Consider the following 16,882-nt stretch of genomic DNA (forward strand, 5'->3'; position numbering starts at 1 on the left):
CCAACGCAGTACGAAGAACCCCGCCGGAAGGCGGGGTTTTTTTGTGCGCGTATCACGGGCTCACAGCGCGCTGGTCGGCGCCTGGATCTCATCCTCCAGCCAGCGCAGGAATGCCGCGATGGCCGGGTTCTCCTCGGCGCCGGGCAGGGTGACGGCGTAGTACGCAAACTGCGTTGGCCACGGCTGATCCAGTACGACGGCCAGCCGCCCGCTGGCGACTTCGGATTCCACATACAGGTCACGCACCAGCGCGATGCCCTGGCCCGCTTCTGCGGCGCGGATCAGCAACACGTCATCATCGAACGCCGGGCCACGTTCGATGCGCGGATCGGGCGGCAGACCGAGCGCGCGGAACCACAGCGACCAGTCGCTGCGGTCGGAATCCTGCAGCAGCGGGTACTGCAGGCAGTCCATGGCCGAGTGGATCGGCCGGCCCTCGGCGAGCAGCGCCGGGCAGGCCACCGGCAACAGCACGGGTGCCGCCAGCGGGCGTGAGACCAGGCCGGGATACTCGCCGAGGCCGTGGCGGATGGCGATGTCGATGCGATCGCGACGCAGATTCGCCAGCGCCGATGAGGCCTCCACACGCACTTCGATCGCCGGGTGGCGTTCGGTGAACCGGCCCAGCCGCGGCACCAGCCAGGACGCGGCGAAGCTGGGCACGGTGCTGAGGGTGAGGGTCTGCCGCGCGTGGATGGCGTCCAGCGTGGCCATGCTGTCTTGGATCTGATCGAACGCGCGCAGCAGGGCCGGGTGCACCTGTGCGCCGGCCGGGGTCAGTGCGACCCCGTGAGGGGTGCGGGTAAACAGCACAACGCCGGTGCGCGCCTGCAGCAGTTTGAGCTGCTGGCTGATCGCCCCCGGGGTAACCCCCATGACCGCAGCAGCGGCCTTGAGGCTGCCATGACGACCGGTTTCGACGAAGGCGCGCAGCGCGAGCAGGGGAAGGACGGCACCCATGACCTTAGATTTTCTCTCTTGGCAGTGCAGGAAGAATCGTTCTACAGAGCGCGTTGGCCTGCGTAGCATCGTGATCATGTTGAATCGATGTCGTTTAGTCCAGCTGCATTGATCCAACACTGCTACGCGAACCCCGCCCGCTGTTCCGCCTGCCAAGGAGACCGCTGTGTCCCCCGTTTCGCTGCACCTGTACACCGACAGCTCGCCCAACGGCTTCAAGATCACCATCGCGCTGGAAGAACTCGGCATCCCTTACGTACTGCATCACGTACGTATCGACGAAGGTGAGCACCGCCATCCCGATTTCCTGCAACTGCATCCGCACGGCCGCATTCCGGTGCTGGTCGACGAGGCGACGGGTATCACCGTGTTCGAATCCGCCGCCATCCTGCTGTATCTGGCCGAGCAGAGCGGACGGCTGTTGCCCGACGCGCCACGCGCGCGCTGGGAGGCCATCACCTGGTTGATGTTCCACTCCGCCAGCGTCGGTCCGATCCTGGGGCAGCGTGTGCACGTTGAGATGTTCGCCAAGGAGCGGCATGCGCCTGCGATCGAACGCTATCGGCGCCTGAGTGCCGAATTCTTCGCCACGCTGGATCAGCGCCTCGCAGACCGTCCATGGCTGGCCGGTGAAGCGTATTCGATCGCCGATATCGCCGGCTATGGCTGGACCCATATCGCTCGGCTCATCGGCTTCGATTTCAGCGCTTACCCGCACTTGAGTGCATGGCACCTGCGCATGTCACAGCGGCCCGCGGTGCAGCGCGGCGTGCAGCTCCCCGAACCGGCCACCGGCCCCTGACCCAGGAACGACCACGATGACCCTCTCGACCGATATCACTGCGGTGCAGGCGCCGCAGACCGGCGCATCCGCACCGGCGTTCGCCCGCCATGCCGGTTACCAGCGCATGTTCCGCGAGGGGACGCTGACGCTGGGTGTGTTCCTGCCCCTGCGTTTCTATCAAGGCGACATGCAGGTGCTGGCCGGGCAGGCGGATCTGGTGAGCCAGCTCGACCGTGACGGCTTCGCTGCGGCCTGGGTACGCGATGTACCGTTGTTCGACCCGTTGTTCGGCGACGCCGGGCAGGTGTTCGATCCGTTTACCTATCTGGCCTTCCTGGCGGCGCGCACGAAGCGGCTGGCGCTGGCCACGGGCAGTGCGATCTTCTCGCTGCGCCACCCGATCGATCTGGCCAAGTCGGCCACCACCATCGACCAGCTGTCCGGTGGGCGGCTGGTGCTGGGCATCGCCTCCGGCGATCGTCCGGTCGAATTCCCGGCGTATGGCCTGGCGCATGCGGACCGCGGCGAGCGCTTCGCCGCATCGGTGGGCTATGTCCGCCAGTTGCTGCAGCACGGTCCCCTGCATATCGACTCGGCACTGGGCGCGCTGCAGGGCGTAGAGCTGCTGCCCAAGCCGGTGTCCGGCGCGATTCCCCTGCTGGTGACCGGCACCTCGCGCCAGACACTGGACTGGGTTGGGCAGCATGCCGATGGTTGGCTGACCTATCCCGAGGCAACCCATCACGCGGGCGGACCGCAGCGCCTGGCCGACAAGATCCAGGCATGGCGCCGTCTCATCCCCGACGGTGGCTTCCGCCCGCATGTCACCAACGAATGGCTGGATCTGGTCGAGGACCCGAACCATCCCCGCACGCCGCTCAATGGCGGCTACACGCTGAGAACCGGCCGCAACGGATTGATCGATCTGCTGGGCGAGTGGCAGCGTGCCGGCGTGAACCATGCTGCGCTCGGCATCCAGTTCTCGCAGCGCCCGGCGGCCGAGGTGCTGCAGGAACTGGCCGAGTACGTACTGCCGTTGTTTCCTTCGCATGACGGGGCGCTGCCGGCCGGCACGCGCTGGTAGGCATGCCCTCCGCTGCGCCATGAGGGACGGCGCGGCATTTGTCAGGCCGGAGAACGCACCGCGCGCCGACGCTCGCGCCAAGCGAGGCCGAGATGCGCCAGCAGGAAGGACAGTGCGCCGCCCACCAACATTCCCTGCGCGTACGCCATGGGCAGCCATATCGCTGCCGCCGCGCCCAGCGCCATGCCGACCAAGCTGACGGCAACGGCAACACGTTGCCGCGCCAGATGCTGTGCCTGCACGCGCTGACGTTGCTGGACGGCCACGCGCTTGTTGTCCGGCCGCAGGATGGCCTGGGCAATCGCGTCAGCTTGGGAAGGGGTCATCGACGCATCCTTGTGGGTGATCCTGGCCCGGATCTTCGCCTGTCCTCGGGGCGAGGTAAAGCGCGGCGGGGTGTCAGACAAGTCGCAGCAGCGGTATAATTAGCCGCCGTACTATTCCGGATCTGCCTGCATGCTGGAAATCAAACACCAGGCTTTCCTGACCGAGCTGGAACGTCGTGGCCAGCCGGATACGGGGGAATTGGCGCTGTGTTTCCAGGTGCTGTCGCTGGCCAGCGCGATCGACCAGGACTGCGCGAGTCGTCTGGCACCGCGGGGCCTGAGCGAAGGACGTTTCGTGCTGCTGTTCCTGCTGCGCGGCGCGGACACGGCACTGTCGCCGCACCAGTTGGCCGAGCGCGCCGGTGTCACCCGTGCCACCGTGACCGGCCTGCTGGATGGCCTGGAGCGCGAGCACCTGGTGAGCCGCCACAGTGATCCGGACGACAAACGCCGCATCCACGTGCGGCTGACCCCGGCTGGCCAAGCGCTTGCCGCGCAACTGTTCGACCAGCAGACCCACTGGATCGCCTCGCTGTTCGCCGATATCAGCCCCAGGGAACGGCGCACGCTCGGCACGCTGCTGCAACGCGTGTGGTCGCGCACTGACGCAGGACGTGCCGCATGAAACCGGCCGTCACCCGCGAGCGACGCGGACAGCTGGATCGCGGTGAAACCGAAGCCACGCACTTGGCCGAAGTGCTGGCCGTCGATTTCGCCAAGCTGATGGCCCATGTTGCCCCTGGCCTGCCAGCCTCGGCGATCACCCCGATGCGCAACGCCGCCAAGCGCGGCATCACCCTGCGCATGCAGGGCGCGGCCACTCTGCTGCGCGTGCATGGTCACGGCGATCACGCGCAGTGGTCACGCCATGCGAGTGACACGGTGCGTGGCTGGGCCTGCTATCTGATCGGCAGCGACCCTGCGTTGTCACTGGAGCACAAGCTGGATGCGCTGCGCGCGCTTGCCGATGACGCGCATTTTGGCGTGCGCGAGTGGGCGTGGCTGGCCGTGCGTCCGCATATCGTCTCCGAACCGCTGCGCGTGCTGACGCACCTGCACGGCTGGAGTACCGACGCCTCACCCAACGTGCGCCGCTTTGCCTGCGAAGCATTGCGCCCGCGTGGCGTATGGGCCGCGCACATCACGCTGTTCAAGCAGGAGCCACACCACGCCCTGCCGTTGCTGCAGGCGCTGTGTTGTGACGCCTCGCGCTACGTGCAGGATTCAGTAGGCAACTGGCTCAACGACGCCGGCAAAAGCCAGCCCGATTGGGTCCGCGCGCTGTGCAGCGAATGGCAGGAGCACCACGCCGATGATCCGGCCAACACCTATATCCGCAAGCGCGCACTGCGCTCGCTCTGACCTCAAGGAATGCCATGTCGCACATGTTGATCGAACTGTACACCGCCACTCCTGCCTGGACCGCGCTGGACCCGGTATCGCGCGGGGCACTCTTCGCCCGCATTGGGGCTGGCATGCAGCACGTGGATCCCGCACGCGTCACGCCGGTGGCGATGGGCCGTATCGAGCAGGACGTACCGCACACCACGGCCGAGCAGTTCTATGCGGTGTGGCAGTGCGCCGAACGGCTGGATGCCGATGCCTTGCTGGCCGCGATCGGCGCCACCGGCTGGCATGAGTACTTCACCACCACGCACGCGGTGGGCGCAGCGGGCACCCTGCAGCAGCACCTGGCTGAGCTGGCGGCGTTGCCGCGGGAGTGATGGTGCAGGCCGGGTCGGCAGCGGCTGAATGGTCATCGCAGTTGCGAATGAAACAGTTGGCACCTCCAAACCCCTGTGTTATCAATACTCCCCAATGAACGCACGCCCCGCCAATTCCTACTTTTGGTATTACTTTCCGAAGCCACCGGCGGAGGAAGGCATGCGCTCACCCTGAAGAAAATTTCAGACGCATTCCCGAAAGCCGCCAGCGCACCTGGCGGCTTTTTTGTTGCCGCCGCGCTGGGGATCCCCACTTCCAAGGAGTTACCCCATGCCCCCCCATACCGACGACCTGCGCATCCGCAAGATTGAACCGTTGACCCCGCCGGCGCAGCTGCTGGCGATGCTGCCCTGCGACGACGAAGCCTCCGATACGGTCAGCGCCTCCCGCGCGGCCCTGCACGAGATCCTGCACGGCCGCGATGACCGCCTGGCGGTGGTGATCGGCCCGTGCTCGATCCACGACCCGGTGGCCGCCATCGAGTACGCCCAGCGCCTCAAGCCGCTGCGCGATGCCTACGCCGACGAGCTGGAAATCGTCATGCGCGTGTACTTCGAAAAGCCCCGCACCACGGTGGGCTGGAAAGGCCTGATCAACGATCCGGACCTGGATGGCAGCTTCAACATCAACAAGGGCCTGCGCGTGGCGCGCGGTCTGCTGCGCGACATCAACAAGCTGGGCCTGCCGGCCGGCGTCGAGTTCCTCGACGTGATCTCGCCGCAGTACATCGCCGATCTGGTCGCCTGGGGCGCCATCGGCGCGCGCACCACCGAAAGCCAGGTGCATCGCGAACTGGCCTCGGGGTTGTCGTGCCCGGTCGGGTTCAAGAACGGCACCGACGGCAACATCAAGATCGCCGCCGATGCGATCGGTGCGGCGTCCAACCCGCATCACTTCCTCTCGGTCACCAAGGAAGGCGGCACCGCCATCGTGGCCACCGCCGGCAACCCGGACTGCCACGTGATCCTGCGCGGCGGCAAGACGCCGAACTACGATGCCGACCACGTTGAAGCGACCAGCCAGACCCTGGCCAAGTCGCACCTGGCCGCACGCATCATGATCGATGCCAGCCACGCCAACAGCAGCAAGAATCCGGAAAACCAGCCCAAGGTCATCGCCGACATCAACGCCCAGCTGGCCAATGGCGAAGAGCGCATCGTCGGCGTCATGGTCGAGAGCCATCTGGTGGCCGGCCGGCAGGACCTGGTCGACGGCCAGCCGCTGACCTACGGCCAGAGCATCACCGATGGCTGCATCGGCTGGGACAGCTCGCTGGCGGTACTGGAAAGCCTCGCTGAAGCGGTGCGTGCGCGGCGGGCGGCGCGGATCAGCGAAGCGGCATGAATCTGCTTTGAGCCGGGGGTAGAGCCACCCCTTGGGTGGCTGCGCTGAGTACCGCAGCGCCGCAACACCATATGCAGAAGCAGCCACGAATGGCGTGGCTCTACCCCCGCAGTGCGTCGCGCACCCGCTGATCATGAGGCGCGCCGCAGCCTCGCCAACGCCAGATAGATCGCCGGCGTGGTGTACAGGGTCAGCCACTGGCTGACCAGCAGACCACCGACGATCGCGATGCCCAGCGGCTGGCGCATTTCCCAGCCTTCGCCGGTGGCCAGCATCAGCGGCAACGTGCCCAGCAACGCGGCCACGCTGGTCATCAGGATCGGGCGGAACCGCAGCCGCGCCGCCTCGCAGATCGCGTCATACGACGACAAACCGCGCGTGCGCTCGGCCGACAGCGCGAAATCGATGATCAGGATGGTGTTCTTCATGACCACGCCTACCAGCAGGAACAGGCCGAGCAGCGAGATCAGGTTCAACTCGTTGCCGAAGGCCATCAGCGCCAGCAAGGCGCCAACGCCGGCCGAGGGCAGGGTGGAGAGGATCGCCAGCGGCTGCACGAAGCTCTCGTACAGCACGCCCAGCACCAGATACACCGCCAGCATCGCGCCCACGATCAACCACAGCTGGCGCTCGCGCAGCTTCTCGAAGCCACCGGCCTCGCCACTCAGCCTGGCCTGCACGTGGGTGGGCAGCATGATCCCGGCCATCGCGCGATCCACCGCCTTCACCGCCTGGTCCAGGGTCACGCCGGGCGCCAGCGCGAACTCGATCCAGACCGAGGCAAACTGCTGGCTGTGGTAAATGCGGTCCGGTGCCATGCCGTAGGACCAGCTGGCAATCGAGGACAGCGGCAAGCGCTGACCGTCCTTGCCGATCACATGGATCTGCTGCAGCGTGGAGGGATCCTGGGTGTAGCGCGGGTCCAGCTCCATCACCACGCGGTACTGGTTGAGGGTGTCGTATAGCGTGGCGACCTGGCGCTGGCTGAAAGCGTTGTTGAGCACCGAGGCGATCATGCGCATGTCCACGCCCAGCCGGGCCGCCGCATCGCGGTCGATGTCGAGCACCACCTGGCGCATGCCTTCATCGCCCTTGGATTCCACATCGACCAGCTCGGGCAGGGCGCGCAGTGCATCGGCCACCTTGGGCGTCCAGTGCCGCAGCGGTTCCAGTTCGCCGGAGAGCAGCTGGAACTCGTACTGGCCGCTGTCGCCGCTGCCCTCCAGCTTGATGTCCTGGTCCACCCACAGGAATAGGCCGCCGCCCGGAATCTTCGGCATGTTGGCGCGCAGGCGGTCGATCACCTGCTGGCTGGAGACCTTGCGCTCGGCCAGCGGCTTCATCTTGATCATGATGAAGGCGTTGTTGACCCCGCTGCGGCCGCCGATGTACCCGATGATGTCGCTGATCGCAGGGTCCGCCAGCAGCAGTTTGCGGTAGGCCTCGATCTTGGGCTGCATGACCTGGAACGAGAGGCCGTCGTCGCCGCGCGCGAAGCCACGCAGCTGCGCGGTGTCCTGTTTGGGCACGATGCCCTTGGGCACCTGCTGGAACAGCCACACATTCAGCCCGATCACGCCGGCGAACAGCAGCAGCGGCAGCGCGAGCCAGCGCAGCATCGTCTGCAGGCTGCCCACGTAGGCCGCGCGCAGGCGTTCGAACAGGGCGGTCCCGGCGCGCTGCAGGCCATTGCCGGGGCCCGGCCGTGCCTGCCCGAGCAGGCGTGCGCACAGCATCGGGGTCAGGCTCAGCGAAACCAGCAGTGAGACGCCCATCGCCGCCACCAGGGTCAGCGAGAACTCGCGGAAGAGCTTCTCGACGAAGTCATCCAGGAACAGGATCGAGATGAACACCACGGCCAGCGCGATGTTCATCGACAGCAGCGTGGCACCGACTTCACCGGCGCCGCGCAGCGCGGCGGTCATCGGCGAAGCGCCCTCCTCACGATGGCGGGCGATGTTTTCCAGCACCACGATCGCATCGTCGACCACCAGCACCGCCGCCACGATCAGCGCCATCAGCGAGAGCGTGTTGAGCGAGAACCCGAGCAGGGCGATGATCGCCAGCGCGCCCAGCAGCGAGACCGGAATCGCCACGGTCGGCACCAGCGCCGCACGCCAGTGGCCCAGGAAGGCCAGGACCACCAGCACCACCAGGGCGATGGCCAGCAGCAGGGTCAGTTCGGCCTCGCGCAGGGTGGCGCGGATCACCGGCGAACGGTCCATCACCACCTGCATGTCGATGGTGGCCGGCAGCAGTGCCTGCAGTGTGTCCATCTGCGCCTGGATGGCGTCGACGGTCTCGATGATGTTGGCATCCGGCTGGCGGCTGACAATCAGCAGCACCGCCGGGCGCTCGTTGTGGAAGCCGCTGGCGTAGCGGTCTTCGACGCCTTCGCGGATCCCGGCCACATCCTCCAGGTACACCGGCCGGCCATCGCGCATGGCCACGATCAGGCGGCGGTACTCGGCGGCGGTACGCAGCTGCAGGGTGGCTTCCAGCTGCCACTGCTGGGCCTGGCTGGCGACGGTGCCCAGTGGCTTGAGCGCGTTGGCGTTGCGGATCGCCGCGGCGATGTCGTCCAGCGCGATGCGGTGATGGTTGAGTGCATTGGGATCCAGCGAGACGCGCACCGCCGGCAGCGAACTGCCCCCCACCTGCACCTCGCCGACACCGGGAATCTGCGCCAGCTTCTGCGCGATCACGGTGGAGGCCACGTCGTAGATCTGGCCCGGCGCGAGGCTGTCCGAACTCAGCGCCAGCGCCATGATCGGCGCCTGCGAGGGATTCACCTTGCGGTACTGCGGCATGCCCGGCATGCCGCTGGGCAGCTGCGCGCGCGCGGCATTGATCGCGGCCTGCACATCGCGCGCGGCATCGTCCACGTTGCGGCCGAGTGCGAACTTCAGTTCGACCTGGGTCGAGCCCTGGGTGCTGGCCGAGTCGATCCCGGTCAGCCCCGGTATGGTGCCCAGCGCACGTTCCAGCGGCGTGGCGACGTTGGCCGCCATCGATTCCGGGCTCGCGCCGGGCAGGCTCGCGCTGACGTTGATCGCCGGGTAGTCGACCTGCGGCAACGGCGCGACCGGCAGCAGGCGCAGCCCGAGCAGGCCCGCCAGCACCACCGCCACCGCCAGCAGCACGGTGGCGACGGGATGCTGCACGAACCAGCCGATCGCCCGCGACAGCGGACTCACGCCAGCGCCTCGTCAGCCGCGTCGGCAGCCGGTGCGGGACGTTGGCGGAAGCGGTCGAAGAACAGGTAGATCACCGGCGTGGTGAACAGGGTCAGCACCTGGCTGACGATCAGCCCGCCCACCATCACCAGGCCCAGCGGCTGGCGCAGCTCCGCGCCCGAGCCACTGGCGAACATCAGCGGGATCGCGCCGAACAGCGCGGCCAGCGTGGTCATCAGGATCGGCCGGAAGCGCAGCAGGGCGGCCTGGTGGATCGCCTGACGTGGCGCCATGCCGTGCTCGCGCTCGGCCTCCAGCGCGAAGTCGATCATCATGATCGCGTTCTTCTTGACCAGCCCGATCAGCAGCACGATGCCGATCACCGCGATCAGGTCCAGGCTGCGCCCGCTGACCAGCAACGCAAGCAACGCGCCCACCGTGGCCGAGGGCAGGGTGGAGAGAATGGTGATCGGATGGATGAAGCTCTCATAGAGCACGCCCAGCACCAGGTACATCACCACCACCGCCGCCAGCACCAGCCACAACGTGCTGGACAGCGACGCGCGGAACGCATCGGCCGCCCCCTGCAGGCGAAGCTCTACGCTGGCCGGCAGGCCGATCGCGGCGCGTGCGCCTTCGATGGCCTGCACCGCTTCGCCCAGCGATGCCTGCGGGGCGAGGTTGAAGGAGAACGTCACCGCCGGGAACTGGCCGACATGGTTGATCAGCAGCTGCGCGGGGCGCTGTTCGATCCGGGCGATGCCGCCCAGCGGCACCTGCCGCCCGTCCGGCCCGGTGACGTGCAGGCGGGCGATCGCATCCGGGCCGAAAGCCACGTCGGGGCGCGCTTCCAGCACCACGCGGTACTGGTTGGCCTGGGTGAAGATGGTCGAGATCTGGCGCTGCCCGAACGCGTCGTACAGCGCATCGGCAATGGTCTCCACGCTGATCCCCAGCCGCGCCGCGGCGACCCGGTCGATCACCACATGCGCCTGCAGGCCTTGGTTCTGCAGATCACTGGCGACGTCGGCCAGTGCCGGTGCCTGCTGCAGATGCGCGAGCAGGCGCGGCGTCCACGTCTCCAGCTGCGCGATATCCGGGCTGGTCAGGGTGAACTGGTATTGGGTACGGCTGATCCGGTCTTCGATGCCCAGTTCCTGCACCGGTTGCAGATACAGCCTGATGCCCGGGACATGCGCCACGCGCTGCTGCAGCCGCGCGATGATCGCCTGCGCATCGGCATCGCGCTGTGCGTGCGGTTTCAATTCGATCAGAAGACGCCCGCTGTTGAGCGTGGCGTTGTTGCCGTCCACGCCGATGAACGAGGACAGGCTGGCCACGTCCTCATCCTCCAGCAACGCCGCCGACAACGCCTGCTGGCGCTGCGCCATCGCCTGGAAGGAGATCGACTGCGGTGCCTCGCTGATGCCCTGGATCAGCCCGGCATCCTGCACCGGGAAGAAGCCCTTGGGCACCCACACGTACAGCAGCGCCGTCAGCACCAGTGTGGCGACAGTGGCGGCCAGCATCAGCGGCTGGCGCTGCAGCACCCAGTGCAGCTGGCGATCGTAGACCGCCACCACGCGGTCGAACGGGTCGCCCTGCTGCGCCGATTCCTGCCCATCGGCATCGCGACGGGTGGCGTGGCCGGCCTTGAGCAGGCGCGCGCACATCATCGGCGTCAGCGTCAGCGAGACCAGCAGCGAGATGCCGATCGCCACCGCCAAGGTGATCGCGAATTCGTGGAACAGCTTGCCGACCACGTCGGCCATGAACAGCAGGGGGATCAGCACCGCGATCAGCGACAGGGTCAGCGAGATCAGGGTGAAGCCGATCTGCCTGGCGCCCTTCAGTGCTGCCTGCATCGGCGTGGCACCGCGCTCCAGATGACGGGCGATGTTCTCCAGCATCACGATCGCATCGTCCACCACGAAACCGGTGGCGATGGTCAGCGCCATCAGCGTGAGGTTGTTGAGCGAGAAGCCGGCCAGCAGCATCACCCCGAACGTGCCGACCAGCGACAGCGGGACCGCGATGCTGGGAATGATCGTGGCCGGGATGTTGCGCAGGAACAGGAAGGTGACCATCACCACCAGCGCGATCGCGATCAGCAGCTCGTGCTGCACGCCACGGATGGACGCGCGGATCGATTCGGTGCGATCGCTGAGGATGGCCACATCCACACCGGCCGGCAGCGAGGATTGCAGCTGCGGCAGCAGCGCACGCACCTGGTCGACCACGGCGATGACGTTCGCGCCGGGCTGGCGCTGGATGTTGATCAGCACGGCCGGGGTGGTGCCCGACCACGCGGCGAGCTGGCGGTTCTCGGCGCCGTTTTCGATGGTGGCCACGTCGCCCAGACGCAGCGGTGCGCCATCCTTCCAGGCCAGGATCAGGGCGCGGTACTCGGCCACCGAGCGCATCTGATCGTTGGCATCGAGCATGATCGCGCGGGTCGGCCCGTCGAAGCTGCCCTTGGGCAGGTTGACGTTGGCCGTGCCGATCGCGGTGCGGATGCTGGCCATGCTCAGCCCGTTGGCGGCCAGCGCGGACGGATTGACCTGGATGCGGACCGCCGGGCGCTGCCCGCCAGCGAGGCTGACCAGGCCGACGCCAGGCAGCTGCGAGAGCCGCTGCGCCATGCGGGTATCGACCAGGTCGTGCACCTGCGGCAGCGAGAGGCCCTGCGAGGTCACCGCCAGGGTCAGGATCGGGGTGTCGGCCGGGTTGACCTTGCGGTACACCGGCGGCACCGGCAGGTCGTCGGGCAGGAAGCTGTCGGCGGCGTTGATCGCGGCCTGCACTTCCTGCTCGGCCACGCCGAGCGCGACCTCCAGCGAGAACTGCAGGGTGATCACCGACGCGCCGCCGGAGCTGGTCGAGGACATCTGCTTCAGGCCGGGAATCTGCCCGAGCTGGCGTTCCAGCGGCGCGGTGACCGCGCTGGTGGTGACATCCGGGCTGGCGCCGGGATACAGCGTGGTGATCTGGATGATCGGGTAATCGACCTGCGGCAGTGCCGCGACCGGCAGCAGGCGGTAGGCCATCACGCCGGACAGCAGCAGCGCCACCATCAGCAGCGTGGTCGCGACCGGGCGCTCGATGAAGGGGCGCGAGAGGTTCATGCGCCGGTCCGTGGCGGGTCCTGCTCCACCACCTCGACCTTGGCGCCTTCGCGCAGCCCGTCGATGCCTTCCACCACCACGCGCTCGCCGGCCTTGAGGCCTTCGCGCACCGAGACGCGTTCGCCATCGGCCGGGCCGAGCACCACGGTGCGCAGCGACGAGGTGTCATCGGCCGCGATCACATAGACGTAGCTGCCCTTGCTGCCGAACTGCACGGCGGCATTGGGAATCACCACCGCATCGCTGCTGCTGACCTGCAGACGCACGTTGACGAACTGGTTGGGGAACAGTGATTCATCGGTATTGGCGAACTGCGCGCGCAGTTTCAGCGTGCCGGTGGCGGTATCGATGCGGTTGTCCAGGCTGGAGAGCACCCCGTCGCCCAGTGCAGTGCGCTCCTCGCGGTCCCAGGCTTCCACGGTCAGCCGGGGATTGGCGCGTGCGGCAGCCACCACCGCCGGCAGGTCCGGCTCGGGCACGGTGAACAGCACGCTGATCGGGGTGGTCTGGGTGATGGTGGCCAGCGGCTCGGTATCGCCACTGCGCACCAGGTTGCCGACATCGACGTTGCGCAGGCCCATGCGCCCGGCCACCGGTGCGGTGATGCGGGTGTACTGCAGCTGCAGGCGTGCTTCATCCACCGCCGCCTGGTCGGTCTGGCGGCGGCCCTGCAGCTGGCGGACCTTGCTCTGCTGATCACTGAGGTCCTGCGCGGAGACGAAGTGCTTGCTTTGCAGTTCGGCGAAGCGCTTGAGCTGGCTTTCGGCATTGTCCAACTCGGCCAGGTTCTGCTGCTGGGTACCCAGCGCACGCGAGAGCTGCACCTGGAACGGACGCGGATCGATCTCGGCGAGCAGCTCGCCGGCGGTGACGTGCTGGCCCTCGGAGAATGCCAGCCGCAGCAGCTCGCCATCCACGCGGCTGCGGATGCTCACCGTATGCAGCGGGGTCACCGTGCCCAGCGCTTTCAGGCGCACCACCAGGTCTTCCTGCGTCGCGGTGGCCACACGCACCGGGGTCGGCTGCGGACCCCCGGACGGGCCGGCAGCGGGGGCGGGCGAGAGCAGTTTCCATGCAGCGATGGCGGCCAGGCCGACACCGGCAGCGATCAACAGCGGTGTGGCGAAACGACGGCGAGACGACGGGGGCGTTGAAGCGGACATACGCATCCTGCGCACCCTCCACCGGAGCAGTGCGTCCATGGGGACCGGCCGACGGCGGCAGGTCAACGGGGGAGAGGGTGTCTGGCGGGGCAGCGGGTGGAACACCGCCGCGTGGCTGGATGCCGTTCGAATGGAACGGGAGCGCCATGATACAGGGCCGGGCCGCTCAAGCTCCCGTGACCTTGGTCATGCCCGCGGGTGCGTCAATGCACCTCGTCGCGGTACACGAACTTCGGCATTTCCCACTTGAAGTGGATGGCCAGCAGGCGGAACAGGAAGCCGCCGCCCAGGCACCACAGCGTGGCCGCGTTGAGCGACACGCCGAGTTCCAGCAGGGCCAGGTAGGCCGCGCCGGTGAGCAGGGTGATCACCGCATACAGTTCTTTCTGGAAGATCAGCGGCACCTCGTTGCACAACACATCGCGCAGCACGCCGCCGAACGCACCGGTCAGCATGCCGGCGATCAGGATGATCGGCACGGTGTGCCCGCCCTCGCGCGCGACCGCGCAGCCGATCAGGGTGAACGCGATCAGGCCCAGGCCATCGAGCACCAGGAAGGTGCGCCGGAAGTGATGCATCCAGCGCGCCACCCAGGTCGCGATCAGTGCCGCGCAGATGGTGAAGCCCAGGTACTCCGGGTGCTTCACCCAGCCCAGCGGGTAGTGGCCGAGCACGATGTCGCGCAGCGAGCCGCCGCCAAGCGCGGTGACGCAGGCGATGATGACCACGCCGAACAGGTCCATGCGGCGGCGACCGGCCGACAGCGCGCCGGTCATGGCTTCGGCCGAGATGGCGATGAGGTAGATCAGGGAGAGCAGCATGGGGGGCTCCGGGAAACACGTCAGGCGGGGACGGAAACGCGCACGCATCACGCCAGCGCCGCTGCACTGTCGTGGGGTGGGATTCCGTTGCCGCTCCCGCTGTCCTTTTGCCTGAGAGTTCGGTGGCCAAGGCCACGTGCCCCTTCGGCGGGTCATTGAAGACCTCTCTCCAGATCGGCGTGTCGGATGCATGGTTGGTGGCTGTGCAGCCACCGGCCTGAGCGATTATGGGAGCCTGCGCCTTCGGCGGGCGCCAGCGCGGCGCCTCTCTCCTGCATCCGGGGCGGATTCTAGCAGCCGCCGGGCCTGTGCCGGGGGATAATCCCGGTATGCCCGCTGAACCCGCCCTCTGGTACCTGTACCTGCTTGAATGCCGCAACGGCAGCTATTACGCCGGCATCAGCAACGACGTGGACGCACGCTTCCAGGCCCATCTCGCCGGCAAAGGGGCGAAATACACCCGGGCCAACCCACCGGTGAAGGTGCTGGCGATGCGCGCCTACCCGGACCGCGCGGCCGCGTCGAAGGCCGAGTGGCAGCTCAAGCGGCAACCGCGCGAGCGCAAGCTGGCGTGGCTGGCGCTGCCCGATCCCACGTAGCCCCGCGTGCGGGTTGTTCGGGCCTTCGTTGGCGGCATACCATCGACCCTCGTTCGTTGATCCGCTTGCCCAAGCCCTGGAGTGCCATGTCCCGCGATCTGTCGTTGTACCCGGAAGATGAGAATGGCGATGTGCTCTGGAACATGCTGCAGGACGGCGATGATCTGACGATTCCGCGCGAGGTGGATTTCGCATTGATCTTCCCGACCCAGGATGTGGCGATCGCCTTCGCCGTGCACCTGCTCAAGAACGACCAGAAGGTGTCCTTCGCCGCTTACGAGGGCAACGACGACTACCCGTGGCAGGTGGTGGTGCATCCGCTGATGCTGCCGACCCACCAGAACATCGCCGGCTTCGAAGGTCTGCTGGCCAGCGAGGCGGTCTCCTACAGCGGCCAGGTGGATGGCTGGGGATGTCTGTCGCAGGGATGATCAGGGCGTGGGCGGTCGTTTCGGGCGGCGATCCTCCTGTGCATCGCCGAAGATGATCCGCGCGCTGCGCTGGTAGCTCCAGTACGCCACCGCCCAGTTCAGCAGTACCACCACGCGGTTGCGGAAGCCGATCAGGAAGAACACGTGCGCGGCCAGCCAGAACCACCAGGCCAGCACGCCGGAGAGCTGCAGCCGGCCGAGGTGGACGATCGCCGCCATGCGGCCGATGGTCGCCAGGTTGCCGAAGTCCTGGTATTTGAACGCACCCGGCGCGGGCTTGCCGGCCAGGCGTGCCTGGACGGTGGTGGCCACGTGCTTGCCCATCTGCTTGGCCGCCGGCGCGACGCCGGGCACCGGCTTGCCGTCGGCCTGGGTCAGTGCCGCCAGGTCACCGGCAACGAATATCTCCGGGTGGCCCTCCAGGGTAAGGTCAGGCTGCACCGGCACGCGGCCGGCGCGGTCCAGTGGCACCTCCAACGTACGTGCCAGCGGTGAGGCGGCGACACCGGCGGCCCAGACCACGGTGCGGGCCTCGACGAAGCGCTCGCCAAGCTGGAAGCCTTCGGCATTGATGTCGCTGACGGGCGTGCCGGTGAGCACTTCCACGCCCAGCTTTTCCAGCTGCCGCCGCGCCTTGAGCGAGAGCACCTCGGGGAAGGTGGACAGCACGCGCGGGCCGGCTTCGACCAGGCGGACCTTGGCCGAGGCGGGATCGATATGGCGGAACTCATTGCGCAGCGTATGCCGTGCGATCTCGGCCAGGGTGCCGGCCAGTTCCACGCCGGTGGGGCCGCCACCGACCACGGCGAAACTCAGCCACGCCGCTTTGCGCGCGGGATCGGGTTCGGCCTCGGCGCGCTCGAAGGCGAGCAGCAGCTTGCGGCGCAGCGCGATGGCATCGTCCAGCGTCTTCAGGCCCGGCGCATCGGCGGCCCATTCGTCGTGGCCGAAGTAGGCATGGGTGGCGCCGGTGCACAGCATCAGGGTGTCGTACGTAATCTGCGTGCCATCGGCCAGCGTCGCGGTGCGCGCGGCCTTGTCGATGCCGGTCACTTCACCCAGGCGCACTTCGACATTGCGCTGGTGACCGAGGATGTGGCGCAGCGGCGCGGCGATATCCGGCGCGGACAGGCCTGCGGTGGCCACCTGGTAGAGCAGCGGCTGGAACAGATGATGGTTGCGACGGTCCACCAGGGTGATGCGCACGTGCGCCGAGGCGAGGGCACGGGTGGCCCAGAGGCCGGCAAAACCGCCACCGATGATGAGCAGGTGGGGCGTGGGATCGCGGGTCATGCTTCACTCCTTGGCGGGCGCCGGAGGGGGGCGGCGCAGGTCGTCTCGTGA

General features: G+C 67.6%; 15 protein-coding genes and 2 riboswitches. Of the genes, 8 read left to right on the top strand and 7 right to left on the bottom strand.

Annotated elements, in window-relative coordinates:
• Positions 1–60: 60 nt before the first annotated feature.
• A complete protein-coding gene (locus AC1DIQ_RS11015; protein ID WP_121040340.1) occupies positions 61–960 on the bottom strand; it encodes a LysR substrate-binding domain-containing protein in 900 nt (299 codons plus the stop codon).
• Positions 961–1,126: 166 nt separating this feature from the next.
• On the opposite strand from AC1DIQ_RS11015, the gene AC1DIQ_RS11020 reads away from it, so the two are divergent.
• Together AC1DIQ_RS11020 and AC1DIQ_RS11025 are read left to right on the top strand one after the other, a co-directional pair.
• Positions 1,127–1,762: a glutathione S-transferase family protein gene (locus AC1DIQ_RS11020; protein WP_478050027.1), complete on the top strand. Its 636-nt coding sequence runs from the start codon at positions 1,127–1,129 to the stop codon at positions 1,760–1,762.
• Positions 1,763–1,778: 16 nt separating this feature from the next.
• On the top strand, positions 1,779–2,828 hold the full coding sequence (locus tag AC1DIQ_RS11025) for an LLM class oxidoreductase (protein WP_282257412.1): 1,050 nt from the start codon (positions 1,779–1,781) through the stop codon (positions 2,826–2,828).
• 41 nt (positions 2,829–2,869) lie between these two features.
• Here the strand turns inward: AC1DIQ_RS11025 and AC1DIQ_RS11030 are convergent, their stop codons facing one another.
• The gene (locus AC1DIQ_RS11030) at positions 2,870–3,235 is read right to left on the bottom strand and encodes a hypothetical protein (RefSeq protein WP_147433882.1); all 366 of its coding nucleotides are present in this window, start codon (positions 3,233–3,235) and stop codon (positions 2,870–2,872) included.
• A 49-nt stretch (positions 3,236–3,284) separates the two neighbouring features.
• Here AC1DIQ_RS11030 and AC1DIQ_RS11035 point away from each other — a divergent pair, with 49 nt between their 5' ends.
• The 4 genes from AC1DIQ_RS11035 (at position 3,285) to aroG (ending at position 6,223) form a co-directional block, all read left to right on the top strand.
• Positions 3,285–3,779: a MarR family winged helix-turn-helix transcriptional regulator gene (locus AC1DIQ_RS11035; RefSeq protein WP_121040331.1), complete on the top strand. Its 495-nt coding sequence runs from the start codon at positions 3,285–3,287 to the stop codon at positions 3,777–3,779.
• The gene (locus AC1DIQ_RS11040) at positions 3,776–4,516 is read left to right on the top strand and encodes a DNA alkylation repair protein (protein ID WP_478050028.1); all 741 of its coding nucleotides are present in this window, start codon (positions 3,776–3,778) and stop codon (positions 4,514–4,516) included. The genes AC1DIQ_RS11035 and AC1DIQ_RS11040 overlap by 4 nt, the downstream gene beginning before the upstream one ends.
• Positions 4,517–4,530: 14 nt before the next feature.
• On the top strand, positions 4,531–4,878 hold the full coding sequence (locus AC1DIQ_RS11045) for a DUF6616 family protein (protein ID WP_478050029.1): 348 nt from the start codon (positions 4,531–4,533) through the stop codon (positions 4,876–4,878).
• Between the two features lie 271 nt (positions 4,879–5,149).
• On the top strand, positions 5,150–6,223 hold the full coding sequence (gene aroG, locus AC1DIQ_RS11050; protein WP_046274152.1) for a 3-deoxy-7-phosphoheptulonate synthase AroG: 1,074 nt from the start codon (positions 5,150–5,152) through the stop codon (positions 6,221–6,223).
• Positions 6,224–6,354: 131 nt separating this feature from the next.
• Here aroG and AC1DIQ_RS11055 read toward each other — a convergent pair whose 3' ends face one another.
• The 4 genes from AC1DIQ_RS11055 to AC1DIQ_RS11070 form a co-directional block, all read right to left on the bottom strand.
• Positions 6,355–9,420: an efflux RND transporter permease subunit gene (locus AC1DIQ_RS11055; protein ID WP_478050030.1), complete on the bottom strand. Its 3,066-nt coding sequence runs from the start codon at positions 9,418–9,420 to the stop codon at positions 6,355–6,357.
• The gene (locus tag AC1DIQ_RS11060; protein WP_478050031.1) at positions 9,417–12,524 is read right to left on the bottom strand and encodes an MdtB/MuxB family multidrug efflux RND transporter permease subunit; all 3,108 of its coding nucleotides are present in this window, start codon (positions 12,522–12,524) and stop codon (positions 9,417–9,419) included. The genes AC1DIQ_RS11055 and AC1DIQ_RS11060 overlap by 4 nt, the downstream gene beginning before the upstream one ends.
• Entirely contained in the window at positions 12,521–13,687 is a 1,167-nt protein-coding gene (locus AC1DIQ_RS11065) for an MdtA/MuxA family multidrug efflux RND transporter periplasmic adaptor subunit (protein WP_121040319.1), read from the bottom strand. Before AC1DIQ_RS11065 ends, AC1DIQ_RS11060 begins: the two co-directional genes overlap by 4 nt.
• A gap of 203 nt (positions 13,688–13,890) precedes the next feature.
• Entirely contained in the window at positions 13,891–14,508 is a 618-nt protein-coding gene (locus tag AC1DIQ_RS11070) for a trimeric intracellular cation channel family protein (protein ID WP_121040317.1), read from the bottom strand.
• Positions 14,509–14,599: 91 nt separating this feature from the next.
• Positions 14,600–14,691: riboswitch (glycine riboswitch) on the bottom strand.
• An 8-nt stretch (positions 14,692–14,699) separates the two neighbouring features.
• A riboswitch (glycine riboswitch) is annotated at positions 14,700–14,793 on the bottom strand.
• Positions 14,794–14,837: 44 nt separating this feature from the next.
• Here AC1DIQ_RS11070 and AC1DIQ_RS11075 point away from each other — a divergent pair.
• Both AC1DIQ_RS11075 and AC1DIQ_RS11080 read left to right on the top strand, forming a co-directional pair.
• Positions 14,838–15,107 carry a GIY-YIG nuclease family protein gene (locus tag AC1DIQ_RS11075; protein WP_121040315.1) on the top strand — a complete coding sequence of 90 codons (270 nt, stop codon included), beginning with the start codon at positions 14,838–14,840 and terminating at the stop codon, positions 15,105–15,107.
• Positions 15,108–15,193: 86 nt separating this feature from the next.
• Entirely contained in the window at positions 15,194–15,538 is a 345-nt protein-coding gene (locus tag AC1DIQ_RS11080; protein ID WP_152151013.1) for a ribonuclease E inhibitor RraB, read from the top strand.
• On the opposite strand, the gene AC1DIQ_RS11085 is transcribed toward AC1DIQ_RS11080, so the two are convergent.
• Positions 15,539–16,831 (bottom strand): NAD(P)/FAD-dependent oxidoreductase, encoded by a 1,293-nt coding sequence (locus tag AC1DIQ_RS11085; RefSeq protein ID WP_478050032.1) that lies wholly within the window; start codon positions 16,829–16,831, stop codon positions 15,539–15,541.
• Between the last annotated feature and the right edge of the window lie 51 nt (positions 16,832–16,882).

The organism is Stenotrophomonas sp. 05L413 (assembly GCF_056397945.1).

What these genes read in the sequence shown, in the direction of transcription:
- AC1DIQ_RS11015 (WP_121040340.1), bottom strand. Translation starts at nt 960, where the DNA reads ATGGGTGCCGTCCTTCCCCTGCTCGCGCTGCGCGCCTTCGTCGAAACC.
- AC1DIQ_RS11025 (WP_282257412.1), top strand. Translation starts at nt 1,779, where the DNA reads ATGACCCTCTCGACCGATATCACTGCGGTGCAGGCGCCGCAGACCGGC.
- AC1DIQ_RS11035 (WP_121040331.1), top strand. Translation starts at nt 3,285, where the DNA reads ATGCTGGAAATCAAACACCAGGCTTTCCTGACCGAGCTGGAACGTCGT.
- AC1DIQ_RS11040 (WP_478050028.1), top strand. Translation starts at nt 3,776, where the DNA reads ATGAAACCGGCCGTCACCCGCGAGCGACGCGGACAGCTGGATCGCGGT.
- AC1DIQ_RS11045 (WP_478050029.1), top strand. Translation starts at nt 4,531, where the DNA reads ATGTCGCACATGTTGATCGAACTGTACACCGCCACTCCTGCCTGGACC.
- aroG (WP_046274152.1), top strand. Translation starts at nt 5,150, where the DNA reads ATGCCCCCCCATACCGACGACCTGCGCATCCGCAAGATTGAACCGTTG.
- AC1DIQ_RS11060 (WP_478050031.1), bottom strand. Translation starts at nt 12,524, where the DNA reads ATGAACCTCTCGCGCCCCTTCATCGAGCGCCCGGTCGCGACCACGCTG.
- AC1DIQ_RS11065 (WP_121040319.1), bottom strand. Translation starts at nt 13,687, where the DNA reads ATGTCCGCTTCAACGCCCCCGTCGTCTCGCCGTCGTTTCGCCACACCG.
- AC1DIQ_RS11070 (WP_121040317.1), bottom strand. Translation starts at nt 14,508, where the DNA reads ATGCTGCTCTCCCTGATCTACCTCATCGCCATCTCGGCCGAAGCCATG.
- AC1DIQ_RS11075 (WP_121040315.1), top strand. Translation starts at nt 14,838, where the DNA reads ATGCCCGCTGAACCCGCCCTCTGGTACCTGTACCTGCTTGAATGCCGC.
- AC1DIQ_RS11080 (WP_152151013.1), top strand. Translation starts at nt 15,194, where the DNA reads ATGTCCCGCGATCTGTCGTTGTACCCGGAAGATGAGAATGGCGATGTG.
- AC1DIQ_RS11085 (WP_478050032.1), bottom strand. Translation starts at nt 16,831, where the DNA reads ATGACCCGCGATCCCACGCCCCACCTGCTCATCATCGGTGGCGGTTTT.